At 63.1% G+C, this 12367-nt stretch carries 12 protein-coding genes; 3 read left to right on the top strand and 9 right to left on the bottom strand.

The window, feature by feature from the left end; translation table 11 throughout:
* Positions 1-4: 4 nt before the first annotated feature.
* From murA to ACMV18_RS07250, 5 genes are all read right to left on the bottom strand, one after another.
* Positions 5-1303, bottom strand: a complete 1299-nt coding sequence (gene murA / locus ACMV18_RS07270; protein ID WP_420817291.1) for a UDP-N-acetylglucosamine 1-carboxyvinyltransferase — start codon at positions 1301-1303, stop codon at positions 5-7.
* An 81-nt stretch (positions 1304-1384) separates the two neighbouring features.
* The gene (locus tag ACMV18_RS07265; protein ID WP_374259311.1) at positions 1385-1630 is read right to left on the bottom strand and encodes a BolA family protein; all 246 of its coding nucleotides are present in this window, start codon (positions 1628-1630) and stop codon (positions 1385-1387) included.
* Positions 1631-1672: 42 nt separating this feature from the next.
* The gene (locus ACMV18_RS07260) at positions 1673-2446 is read right to left on the bottom strand and encodes an ABC transporter permease (RefSeq protein ID WP_420817290.1); all 774 of its coding nucleotides are present in this window, start codon (positions 2444-2446) and stop codon (positions 1673-1675) included.
* Positions 2443-3360 (bottom strand): ABC transporter ATP-binding protein, encoded by a 918-nt coding sequence (locus ACMV18_RS07255; RefSeq protein ID WP_420817289.1) that lies wholly within the window; start codon positions 3358-3360, stop codon positions 2443-2445. Before ACMV18_RS07255 ends, ACMV18_RS07260 begins: the two co-directional genes overlap by 4 nt.
* Before the next feature lie 51 nt (positions 3361-3411).
* Complete coding sequence (locus tag ACMV18_RS07250; protein WP_374258805.1) at positions 3412-3720, bottom strand: polyhydroxyalkanoic acid system family protein; 309 nt, start codon at positions 3718-3720, stop codon at positions 3412-3414.
* 114 nt (positions 3721-3834) lie between these two features.
* Between ACMV18_RS07250 and ACMV18_RS07245 the strand changes: the two genes are divergently transcribed.
* The gene (locus ACMV18_RS07245; RefSeq protein WP_420817288.1) at positions 3835-5052 is read left to right on the top strand and encodes a M20 aminoacylase family protein; all 1218 of its coding nucleotides are present in this window, start codon (positions 3835-3837) and stop codon (positions 5050-5052) included.
* 6 nt (positions 5053-5058) lie between these two features.
* On the opposite strand, the gene ACMV18_RS07240 is transcribed toward ACMV18_RS07245, so the two are convergent.
* Together ACMV18_RS07240 and ACMV18_RS07235 are read right to left on the bottom strand one after the other, a co-directional pair.
* On the bottom strand, positions 5059-5763 hold the full coding sequence (locus ACMV18_RS07240; RefSeq protein ID WP_420817287.1) for an RNA ligase family protein: 705 nt from the start codon (positions 5761-5763) through the stop codon (positions 5059-5061).
* 16 nt (positions 5764-5779) lie between these two features.
* Positions 5780-6358 (bottom strand): hypothetical protein, encoded by a 579-nt coding sequence (locus tag ACMV18_RS07235; protein ID WP_420817286.1) that lies wholly within the window; start codon positions 6356-6358, stop codon positions 5780-5782.
* 66 nt (positions 6359-6424) lie between these two features.
* On the opposite strand from ACMV18_RS07235, the gene ACMV18_RS07230 reads away from it, so the two are divergent.
* On the top strand, positions 6425-8182 hold the full coding sequence (locus ACMV18_RS07230) for an AAA family ATPase (RefSeq protein WP_420817285.1): 1758 nt from the start codon (positions 6425-6427) through the stop codon (positions 8180-8182).
* Between the two features lie 3 nt (positions 8183-8185).
* A complete protein-coding gene (locus ACMV18_RS07225) occupies positions 8186-8848 on the top strand; it encodes a general secretion pathway protein GspB (RefSeq protein WP_420817284.1) in 663 nt (220 codons plus the stop codon).
* 6 nt (positions 8849-8854) lie between these two features.
* Here the strand turns inward: ACMV18_RS07225 and ACMV18_RS07220 are convergent, their stop codons facing one another.
* Together ACMV18_RS07220 and cphA are read right to left on the bottom strand one after the other, a co-directional pair.
* The gene (locus ACMV18_RS07220) at positions 8855-9703 is read right to left on the bottom strand and encodes a ModD protein (protein WP_374258812.1); all 849 of its coding nucleotides are present in this window, start codon (positions 9701-9703) and stop codon (positions 8855-8857) included.
* 44 nt (positions 9704-9747) lie between these two features.
* Positions 9748-12318, bottom strand: a complete 2571-nt coding sequence (cphA, locus tag ACMV18_RS07215) for a cyanophycin synthetase (protein ID WP_420817283.1) — start codon at positions 12316-12318, stop codon at positions 9748-9750.
* Positions 12319-12367: the final 49 nt, after the last annotated feature.

The following is a 12367-nucleotide window of genomic DNA, read 5'->3' as shown; positions in this document are numbered from 1 at the left end:
GGCTTCAGGCCTTGACGCGTTCGATGTCTGCGCCAATGCCGCGCAGTTTGGCTTCCATGCGGTCGTAACCACGGTCGAGGTGATAGATGCGATCGACCAGGGTCTCGCCATCGGCCACCAGACCGGCAATCACCAGGCTGGCCGAGGCGCGCAGGTCGGTGGCCATGACGGTGGCACCCGACAGTTGCGGCACGCCGGTCACCACCGCGCTGTGACCGTCGACGGCGATTTTGGCGCCCAGACGGATCAGCTCGTTGACGTGCATGAAGCGGTTTTCAAAAATGGTTTCGTGAATGATGGCGGTGCCGTCGGCCACGCAGTTGAGCGCCATGAACTGGGCCTGCATGTCGGTTGGGAAAGCCGGATATTCACGGGTACGGAAGCCGACCGCCTTCGGACGGGCATCGGCGCGCACGCGGATCCAGTCGTCGCCCGACTCGATCTGCACACCGGCTTCACGCAGCTTCTCGATCACTGCATCCAGATGGCCGGCAAAAGCCTTGCGCAGCAAGACGTCGCCACCGGTAGCACCCACGGCGCACAGGAAAGTGCCGGTTTCGATGCGATCGGGAATGATCTGGTGCGCGCGCTCCGGCGTCAGGCCGTGCAGGCGATCGACACCCTGGATGCGAATGCGGCTGGTGCCCTGCCCCTCGATCTTGGCGCCCATGGCGATCAGCATCTCGGCCAGATCGACGATTTCGGGCTCTTGCGCTGCGTTCTCGAGGATGGTTTCCCCCTCGGCCAGCGCGGCGGCCATCAGGAAGTTTTCCGTGCCGGTCACCGTCACCATGTCGGTGGTGATGCGGGCGCCCTTCAGGCGCGTGGGCTGGCCGTTGGCATCAACGGGCGTACGCGCCTCGATGTAGCCGTGCTCAACCGTGATCTGCGCACCCATGGCCTGCAGGCCTTTGATGTGCTGGTCGACCGGGCGCGAGCCAATGGCACAACCGCCCGGCAAGGACACGCGGGCACGACCAAAGCGCGCCAACAGCGGACCCAGCACGAGGATGGACGCACGCATGGTCTTGACCAGTTCGTACGGCGCCTCGGGGTTGTTGACCTGCCCGGCGTCGAGCGTCACACGATCCGGATTGGCGGCATCACGCTGGGCCACCACGCCCATGTTGGCCAGCAGCTTGAACGTGGTCGACACGTCCTGCAGCTGCGGCACATTGTCGAGCGTGACCGGCTCTGCGCTGAGCAAGGTCGCGCACAGGTCGGGCAAGGCAGCATTCTTGGCGCCGGAGATCGTCACTTCGCCTTGCAGACGGCGACCACCGCGAATCAGGAGTTTGTCCATGAAGCACAAAGGGCGCGATGCCTCCGCCACAGCGGGGTCGCGCCTGAATAAATGGGATGACTAAAGTCGAGCGATGCCGGATCAGGCCTTCGTCGCCCACTCATCGGGCGTCAGGGTCTTCATCGACAGGGCATGAATCTCAGCCCGCATTCTATCGCCCAGGGCTTGGTAGACGCGCTGGTGACGCTGGATCCGGGACTTGCCTTCGAACTCGGACGAGACAATCGTCGCGAAAAAGTGCTGTCCGTCGCCCTCAACTTCGAGGTGGGCGCAATGCAGGCCGTCGGCGATGTACTGCTGGATGGCGGCGGGCGTGGGATTGGCCATGGCAAAAACTTTCACTAAGCGAAATAAGGTGCGTCGCGGTGTTCAGTTGCGGATCTTGTAGCCAGACTTGAGCAGGTGCAAGGTCCAGGCAGACACCAGCACCGTGGCCGACAGGACCACGCTGAGACTCAGCCAGGGGCTGACATCGCTGACGCCAAAGAAACCGCGACGGAATCCGTCGATCAGGTAGAAAAACGGATTGAGGTGCGACACCGTGTGCCAGAACGGCGGCAAGGAGTGCACCGAGTAGAACACGCCCGACAGGAAGGTCATGGGCACGATGATGAAGTTCTGGAACACCGCCATCTGGTCGAACTTGTCCGCCCACAGGCCGGCGATCAGCCCGAGACTGCCCAGCAGGGTGCCACCCAGCACCGCAAAAATCACGGCCCACCAGGGCTCGGCCAAGCCCGGCAACGCAAACCAGACAGTGGCCGCCAACACGCCCAGGCCCACCACCAGCCCCCGCACCAGCGAGGCGCCCACATAGGCCAGGAACCAGGCCCGGTGCGACAGCGGGGTCAGCAGAATGAACACCATGTTGCCGGTGATCTTGCTCTGGATGAGCGACGACGAGGTGTTGGCGAACGCGTTTTGCAGCAAGCTCATCATCACCAAACCAGGGATGAGGAAGCGGGTGTAGCTCACGTCCTTGAACACGTGCACATGGTCTTCGAGCACGTGCCCGAAGATGAGCAAGTACAGCACGGCGGTCAGGATGGGGGCGCCCACGGTCTGGAAACTCACTTTCCAGAATCGCAGCACTTCTTTGTAAAACAGGGGGCGAGCGCCCTCCAGGGTCTTGAGCACGCTCATGCGGCCACTCCTTGCTTGCCTTGCATGATGGCCAGGAACACGTCTTCCAGATCTGCGCGGCCCAACTCCATGTCTTCGATCGGGCAGTTTGCTTCACGCAACCGCGCCAGGATGCGCTCCACGTCCAACGCGTCTTTCGCGGGCACTTGCACGATACGGCCCGTCACGCGGGCATGCGCGGCCAGATCCGCCGGCAAGCTGGCATCCGTCTTGAAGCGCAACATGGTCGACGCGGTGCCCGCCAACAGCGCCGAGGTCCGGTCCAGCGCCACCAACTCACCTTTTTTGAGCATGCCAATGCGGTGACACAGCGCTTCGGCTTCTTCCAGATAGTGGGTGGTCAGCAAAACGGTGTGCCCGGCCTTGTTGAGGCGAGCAATGAAATGCCACAGCGTTTGACGCAACTCCACATCCACGCCGGCCGTGGGCTCGTCCAGCACGATGACGGGGGGGCGATGCACCAGGGCCTGCGCCACCAGCACGCGACGCTTCATGCCGCCCGACAGTTGACGCATGTTGGCATCGGCCTTGTCGCTCAGACCCAGATTGGCCAGCAACTCGTCGATCCAGTCATCGTTGTGACGCAGACCGAAGTAGGCGCTCTGGATGCGCAAAGTTTCGCGCACCGAGAAAAACGGGTCGAACACCAGCTCCTGCGGGACCACACCCAGGGCACGGCGCGACTCGCCATATTCGCTCACGACATCGTGCCCGAGCACGGACACACGTCCGCCCGAGGCACGGCTCAAGCCGGCCAGGATGCTGATGAGGGTGGTTTTGCCGGCCCCGTTGGGGCCCAGCAAACCAAAGAACTCCCCTTCCGCAATGTCGAAACTGACATCGTTGAGGGCGCGCACGGTGCGCCCGCCGGAAGAGAAAGTCTTGGATACGTGCTGAAAGGTGACGGCGCTCATTGAGGGGCCGATTTTAGGCCCCTGCCCCGCACCTCACAGCACGTCCGCCAATCAGGCCTCGCCGCCGGAGGCCTTTTCGATCATGCGGGTGAAGCTCTTGGTGATTTCAGCTTCGATCATGGGCTTGAAGGCCTTCATCATCAGGCCGAGCTTGATGTCGACGTTGAAGCTCTCACCGGTCACGACCATGGTGCCGTTGACGCCCGAACGTTCGAAGCTCACGACATCCTTGTCGGCGCCTTGCTCGGTCTTGCAGGTCAGGCCCATCTTGGCGCCTGCGCCTTCGACCCAGCGCTGGGCCAATTCACGTGCCTTGTCCAGGCCGAGACTGTGGGATTGCTGGAATTGCACGTCGCTCATGTCGGTTTCCTCGTACTCAATCAGGGTTTGCTATGACGGGCGCAACTATAAGGGAGCAGACGGGTAAGATGACCAACCTCGCAACATGCGACCCGCAGTCGCACTGCTTTGAACATGACGTCTGTCCACCCTGTTTCGCCCGACACTGTTTTGCCGGACATCCTCGAACAGGCCGATGCCATGCGGGCATTGCGGCGAGACCTGCACGCCCACCCCGAGTTGTGTTTTGAAGAAGTCCGCACCTCGGACATGGTGGCGCGCACCCTGCAATCGTGGGGGGTCGAGGTGCACCGCGGGCTGGGCAAAACCGGCGTGGTGGGGGTGATTCAGGGGCGCCCAGGGCCGCGTTCGGTGGGTTTGCGTGCCGACATGGACGCCCTGCCCATGACCGAGCACAACACCTTTGCGCACGCCAGCCGCCATGCGGGCCGCATGCACGCCTGCGGTCACGATGGTCACACGGCCATCTTGCTGGCAGCCGCCCAACACTTGGCGGCCACGCGTGATTTCGATGGCCGCGTCGTCCTGGTGTTCCAACCCGCCGAAGAAGGCGGCGGCGGCGCACGCGAAATGATGCGCGACGGCCTGTTTGATCGCTTCCCGATGGATGCCATTTTTGGCCTGCACAACTGGCCTGGCATTCCCGCAGGGCATGTGGCCGTGAAGCCGGGCCCCGTGTTTGCGTCCAGCAATGAATTTGTGATCACGATCAAGGGCAAAGGCTGCCATGGCGCCATGCCCCACCTGGGCATCGACCCCGTGCCCATCGCGTGTCAGCTGGTGCAGTCCTTCCAGACCATCCTGACGCGCAACATGCGCCCGTCTGAAACCGGCGTCATCTCGGTGACGATGATCCAGGCGGGCGAAGCCACCAATGTGGTGCCCGAATCGGTCACGATGCAAGGCACGGTGCGCACCTTCACCACCGACACGCTGGATCTGATCGAAAGCCGCATGCGTGAGCTCACCGAGCACCTGTGCACGGCCTTTGGCGCCACGGCCGAGTTCGAGTTCATGCGCAACTACCCGGCCACGATCAACCATCCGGACGAGACAGCGTTCGTGCGTCAGGTGATGGTAGACATGCTCGGCGCCGACCGCGTGCAGGAGTTCGAGCCCACGATGGGCGCAGAAGACTTCAGCTACTACCTGCAAGAAAAGCCGGGCACCTACTTCGTGATCGGCAATGGCGATGGCACCCATCGCGAAGGTGGCCATGGCTTGGGGCCGTGCACCCTGCACAACCCCAGCTACGATTTCAACGACAGCCTGATTCCGTTTGCGGCGACACTGTGGGTGCGGCTGGCTCAACGTTGGCTCAGCCAGCCCTGATTCGGCTTACGCTTCGCCGTCGTCGGTCCAGACGACGCGATTCCACTGGATCGCACGGTTGCGCCAGTGCTCTTCAATGGCCTGCACGAAGTCCGGACGAACGAGCTTGGCCCGCTGCAGCAACCAGTCGTCGTCTTCGTAGCGGATGACCACGCCTTCCAGGTGCCCATCACGGTAGTGGCTGCGGTGGGCCTCCACCCATTGAGTCAGCTCCGACAAACTGGTCTGCCCCTGGCTGACCCGCGGCACTTCTCGCAAGCCCAGCTTGACGGCCAATTCATGGCGGCGCCGCGTGCTCCAAAACTTCTGGGCCTGCCGGTCGTACACGTCAAAAGCCATGTACCAGTCGGGCAAGCCGTCGTAGTCCAGCGAGTGCTGGGCGGCACACCACTCGCCAAACAAAATGAGCTGATCGCCCAAGGCATCAAACAGATCGCCTTCCCGAATGGCCAACCACTCGTCGAGGCGCGCAAACTGTCCGCCGTAGGGCTTGTTGAGATACTGCCCGCGGTTTTGCACGTGCAGCACCGCCTCGCTCGAAAACGAGATGCCCATGTTGGCGCCGTCGAGCTTTTCTTCGACCACCACCGCATGTTGCAGCAAGGCCTCGGCCTCGCTCGGGGCCAGCACCTTGTCGTCACGCGGCGTGCCCTTGGACAACCAGGCAATGTGCGGCGTGTGCGGAAAACGGAAAAAATCGTGTGTGTGCATGGGCAATGAGAAAACGTCAGACACCGAACTTGTGCCGATGAAAGAGATGCAGTTCGGGCGAGCACAGAAACCGGATGCTCACCTCATGCTCGGCCAGATAGGGCGACCAATCCAGCCATTTTGAATCCGCCGCCTGCAAGATGGTGGGTCGCTCGGGGTGGGTGCGGGCCACGGCCACAAACTTGCGGTCAGACCGGTCAAACGCCGCCAGATGCGCGTCCGGCGGAAAGGCGGTGTAGCCACGAGCCTCATCCGGCACCAAGGGCACCAGGTCACAGCGTGCGCTGTCATCGAGGTGATGCAGCACCCAGCGCAAAAAGGCATCGCCCAAGCCCTGACCATCGCTGGCATGGGTCTTGTGCTGGTACTCTCGAACGATGGCGAAGTCGCTGTCCAGGGCAATGCGCCCCTCGGCCATCACCCAGGTCAACCACTGCTGACACGCGGTCACGCAGGCTGTCGTCACCCCGGGATGCTGGCCATTGGCCACCAGGATGACATTGGTGTCCACCACGTAGGTGGCCGGCCGGAACCCAGCGGGCTTCTCGACCGACTTCTCGGGATGATCTGGGGAAAACGATGAGGGGATCGACATGACTCCTTTCGATTGTGCATGAAGTGCGGCGCAGAACCAGGCACAAGCGACGGTATCCTTCAGGGCATGTACGCGTCTTACTTCGGCCTGAAGCAGTCCCCGTTTTCGATTGCGCCTGATCCACGCTATTTGTTCATGAGCGAACGCCACCGCGAGGCGCTCGCTCACCTGTTGTATGGCGTCAATGGGGGCGGTGGTTTCGTGCTGCTGACGGGTGAAATTGGCGCGGGCAAGACCACGATCTGCCGATGCCTGCTGGAGCAAATTCCCCGCCGCTGCAACGTGGCCTACATCTTCAATCCGAAGATGACGGTGCCGGAGTTGCTGCAAAGCGTGTGCGACGAGTTCCATATTCCGTTGAAACACGAGGGCAACAGTCCTGCCACCGTCAAGGAATACATTGATCCGCTCAATGAGTACCTGCTCAAGACCCACGCGGTGGGGCAGAACAACGTCCTGATCATCGACGAAGCGCAGAACCTCTCGGCCGAAGTGCTGGAGCAGTTGCGCCTGATGACCAATCTGGAAACCAATGAGCGCAAGCTGCTGCAGATCATTCTGATTGGTCAGCCTGAGTTGCGTGACATGCTGGGTCGCGCGGACATGGAACAACTGGCGCAGCGCGTGATTGCGCGCTTCCATCTGGCCGCCATGTCCGAGAAGGAAACGGCGCAGTACATCGTGCACCGCTTGACGGTGGCGGGGCTGAAAAAGGGCAGCCTGTTCGAGCCCAAGGCCATTCGGCGCATTCATCAAATCACCCGGGGCGTGCCGCGCCGCATCAACCTGCTCTGTGACCGGGCCTTGTTGGGCGCCTACGCCGAGGGCCGAACGAAGGTAGACCGCGCCATCGTGGACAAAGCGGCTGCCGAGGTCTTCCCCCCACCGACCAAGCCTGGTCATGGGAGCGTTCTCCCCCTACAAGCCCCCGTCGCAGGGCTACCGCCCTATCGCCCTTGGCTGGCCATGGGCTCAGCCGTGCTGGCTGGCGTGGTCATGGTGGGCCTGGCCGCTGTGCTGTACCAAAGACAAGCCGAGCGACTTGCCAAACAGCCGCAGCCAAAGGTGCCAGCAAGCAGCCCACCCCCTGCCATGGCAACTTCCGCATCCACCATCGCGGCCAGTGCGGCCATGGTGCCCCCCTCTGCCCCACCGTTGGTTGCGGCAGCGACCAGCACCCCCACCAACGCCGCGTTGCCCCTGGCGACTGCAGAAGAGGTTCTGGCCGCCGCATGGCACAACGAAGACCAGGCCGTGACAACCTTGGCCAAGCAATGGCAAGCCGCATTGGGCAAAGGCGATGCTTGTCAGGCGGCCACACGCCAACAACTCTTTTGCTTCCGCAATAGCGGTGGTTTGCCGCTGGTTCGCCAGCTCGAACGCCCGGTCATGCTGATGCTGCATGGGGATCGCACACCAACGCTGTATGGCGTGCTGGTGGCGCTGGACGATCAATTTGCCGTGTTGCAACTGGGTGAACAGCGCCTGCGCGTCGCACTCGGCACATTGGCCAACGTGTGGCGTGGAGATTTCGTGACCCTGTGGAAGGCGCCCGAAAGCTATCGCAGCAAGGTCTTGCTGGGCCAGAGCGGACCAGTGGTGGATTGGGTGGCGCAGCGCATGAGCCAAATCGACGGCAAGGGCACACCATCACAAAGCGAGCGCATCGTGTACGACGCTGCGCTGCAAGGACGTGTGCAGGACTTTCAACTCGCACAAGGCCTGAAGCCCGATGGTGTGGTGGGTGGTACCACCTTCATGCAGATCAACCGGCTCACGGGCATTGATGAACCCCGTCTGCCCACGCCAGCCACGTTGAGGTAAGCCATGTCCTACATCCTTGACGCACTGAAGAAGGCGGATGCCGAGCGTGAACGCGCTGCTGTGCCCGGACTGCACACGGAAGCCACACCGCTGGCAGATGACGCCCTGCCCAAAACCCTCTCGGTGACCACCCTGGCTGTGGGTGTTGCCGCCTTGGCATTGGCGGCATTGGGCGTGATGGGGTGGCAACTCTGGCAGCATGCTGCACCGCCTGCGGCTACGCCTGCACCTGTACCTGCGCCACCATCATCACCGCCCCCCATGATGATGACGCCGCCCATGCAGCCTCCGGCGTCGCAACCGATGTCAGCACCACCGCAGGCACAGGCGTCACAGCCCCTCGCCACCGACAGCGTCAAGCAAAGCCCACCTCAGCAGCCCGTGGCTTCACGCCCATCGAGCACACCAAAGAGCACGACACCCGCGACGACCGGCACGCCCATCCTGCGTTTGAACGAACTGCCTGAGGAGGTGCGTCGCACCCTGCCCAATATGGTGTTTGGCGGGGCAATGTATTCGGATGTGCCCAGCAAGCGCATGTTGATCATCAATGGCGGCGTCTTCCACGAAGGCGATCAGCCCATGTCCGGCTTGAGCCTCGATGAAATCCGCCTGAAGTCTGCCGTGTTCAGCTATCAGGGGCAGCGCTTCAGCGTGGCGTACTGACGCGCTTCAGGCGTCGCGCGAGAAGCGTACCTCGATCTCACGAGGTACGGCATGAGGCAAAGCCGAACTCACCAACATCTCGGCACCCGCGATGGCATAGGCTACCGCGTTGGCGGCCGTGACCTCACCAGACACCACCAGCATCGGATGCAGTTTGGCCGTGTGCAGGGCCAGGCGGCAGGTGCGCACGGCATCCGGTGGCATGCCTTGCAATTCCAGCACCTCGGCGCCCGCCGAGGCCATGGCCAGCGCTTCCTGCAACGACCCGACTTCGGCCACCAGTCGGCGCTCGGGATGGTGTTTGCGCAAGCGGCCCACGGTATCGTCGAGGGTCGCATCCATGAACACCCGCTGAGCCGGAGTCAGCACCAGACTGTCCGACAGGTTGAGCCGGTACATGGTCCCGCCCCCGCTGTGGACGGCCTTGGCCATGAGCGCACGGGTGCCAGGAAAGACTTGTGCGGTGCAGGCCAGCGGCAGCGTGTGTCCCGCCGCTCGCAATTCGGTGACGATGCGCGCCACTTCGCTGGCCAAACCGCTCGTGTCGGCGATGAGGGTACGCGCCAGCGGCCACACGCGCAGCAAGGTGGAGGCCGGGCCATGGGCACCCAGCAATTGCGTGCCGGCAGGCACATGGCGTCCTGACGGTGACAGCACATGGGCCTTGGCCCCACAGAGTTCGAACAGGCGCGCGGCCTCTTCGCAGCCACACACGGTCATGGGCTGCTTGGCCGCCAGCGTCACACTGCCCGGTTGATCGCCGAGCCCGAGGCTCATGGTGCTGAGGTCCCCATAAGGGGCCTCGTCACGCAAGAGCTGTTGAAGGGCTTCATCAGACAGGGCCAGTAACGACATGGTGGTCACTCCTGTTGAGAGGGGCCCTTTCGCCCCGAGAACGGTCAGCCTTCGCTGCAGCGGCGGGCCAAATGGGCCAACGCCTCTTCCACCTGATCCACCAGCACCAGGCAGAGGTCGCCCGGCTGCAGGCGATCCAGGGCCGTGTCAATGGCCAGGAACTCGCCACGGATCTCATCGACCCGTTGTGCGCGCTGGGCCTTGTTCAGACCTTCGCGCAGCAGCGCCAGCACTTCGCCGTCTTCACGGCCACGCTGACAGGCATCCTGGAACAGGATCAGGTCATCAAAGGCCTCGCCCAGAATCGCTGTTTGCTCGCGGATGTCTTCGTCACGACGGTCACCTGCACCGCTGATCACCACCGAACGACGCTTGGCGGGCAAGGCGTTCACGGCAGACACCAGCGCGCGCATGGCGTCCGGGTTGTGACCGTAGTCGGCAATGATGGTGGCGCCCTTGAAGTCCATCACGTTGAAGCGACCGGGGGCGTTGTCGGTGTCGGCCACGAAACTGGCCAAGCCACGACGGATCGTGTCCCAATCCAAGCCAGAACTCCAGGCCGCGCCCACCGAGGCCATCACGTTCTCGATCTGGAAGCCAATGGCACCGCCACGGGTGATGGGGATGTCACGCAGTGCCAGCGTTTCACGCCAGCTGCCTTCGCACACCACGATGGCGTCGCCGTCCACCGAGATGGTGCGCTTGCCTTGCGCACGATGGGCCGTGAGCACCGGGTTGTGCGGATCCAGCGCAAAGTAAATGACGCCGCCGGGACACTTGGGCGCCATGGCGGTCACGATCGGGTCAGCAGCGTTCAGGACGGCATAACCGTTCTCGGCCACGTTCATCACGATCACGCGCTTGAGCACGGCCAAGTCTTCCACCGTCGTGATGTAGTTCAGGCCCAGGTGGTCACCCGCACCGATGTTGGTCACCACAGCGGTCTGGCACCGGTCAAAGCCCAAGCCTTCACGCAGGATGCCGCCACGCGCGGTTTCAAACACGGCCGCGTCCACATCGGGGTTGAGCAGCACGTTGCGAGCGCTCTTCGGACCGGAGCAGTCGCCGCTGTCGATCTGACGGCCATTGACGTACACCCCATCGGTGTTGGTCATGCCGACGCGCAGGCCACTGGTGGCCAGCAGATGGGCGGTCAGACGGGCGGTGGTGGTCTTGCCGTTGGTCCCGGTCACGGCCACGACGGGGATGCGGCCATCCTCGCCGGGTTTGTAGAGGTTGGCCACCATGGCTTCACCCACATGGCGCCCCTTGCCGTACGACGGCGACAGGTGCATGCGCAGGCCCGGTGCGGCGTTGACTTCCACGATGCCACCGCTTTGCTCTTCCAGCGGACGGTGCACGCTTTCGGCCAGCACGTCCACACCACAGATTTCCAGACCGATGGTCTGCGCTGCAGCCACTGCACGGGCCGCCACTTCGGGGTGGACGTCGTCGGTCACATCGGTGGCGGTGCCACCGGTCGACAGGTTGGCGTTGTTGCGCAGGATGACGCGTTGACCTTGCGTGGGCACCGAATCGGGTTTCAAACCCTGAATGTCGAGGCGCGCAATGGCAATGTCGTCGAAACGGATTTTGGTCAGCGAGGTGGCATGCCCTGTGCCACGACGAGGATCGGCATTGACCTGATCGACCAGTTCGCGCACGGTGTGCACGCCATCCCCAATCACATGAGGGGGATCGCGGCGCGCAGCGGCGACCAGCTTGTCACCCACCACCAGCAGGCGGAAGTCATTGCCAGGCAGGTATTTTTCGACCATGACCTGCCCAATGTCGGCGGCGGCCTTGTAGGCAATTTCCAAATGCTCGCGGCTCTGGATGTTGACGGTCACGCCCTTGCCTTGGTTGCCGTCTTGCGGCTTGCACACCACGGGCAGACCAATTTCCTGGGCCACGACCCAAGCGTCATCCGGGTCCGAAACGGGGCGACCAATGGGCACCGGCACGCCAGCGGCCGCCAGCAGACGCTTGGTCAGGTCCTTGTCTTGCGCAATCGACTCGGCCACGGCGCTGGTGTTGTCCACCTCGGCCGCCCAGATGCGGCGCTGCTTGCTGCCCCACCCAAACTGCACCAGGCTGCCCTGAGTCAGGCGACGCCAGGGAATGCCACGCGCAGCAGCAGCCGACACGATGGCACCAGTACTGGGGCCCAAGCGAACGTCTTCGTCCAGCTCTTGCAATTCGGCCAGCACGGCGGGCAAGTCAAAGCTGCCGTTGTCCTGCAGTGCGGCGGCCACCAGCGTTTGAGCATGCCCAAACGCGAGCTTGCCCACGGCCTCTTCGGAATACTCGACAATGACCTGGTAAACGCCTTGCTCCAGCGTTTGCGCCGTACGGCTGAACGTCACCGGGCAACCCGCCTGCGCCTGCAGCGCCAGGGCAGCGGTTTCGAGCACGTGCGCCAGGGAGATGTGTCCGGGGCGACCATCCGGACGCAGCGGACCCAAGGTGGGGAACAGCTTGCGCAAACGGTCTTCGAAACCGGGCAGCTTGTCCAGGGTGCACTCATCAGGCTCACAGGCCACGACGGCCTCAATGGCCGTATGACGGCTCCAGAGATTGGGGCCACGCAGGGCCCGGATGCGAGAAACGTCCATCTGCTTGTCTCTTGGTGTTCGCGTCGAATGGATGGATTCAGGTTGGTGA

It is taken from the genome of Aquabacterium sp. (assembly GCF_048860245.1).
Lineage (GTDB): Bacteria > Pseudomonadota > Gammaproteobacteria > Burkholderiales > Burkholderiaceae_C > Aquabacterium.
This window is presented reverse-complemented; position numbering and strand designations above follow the sequence as displayed.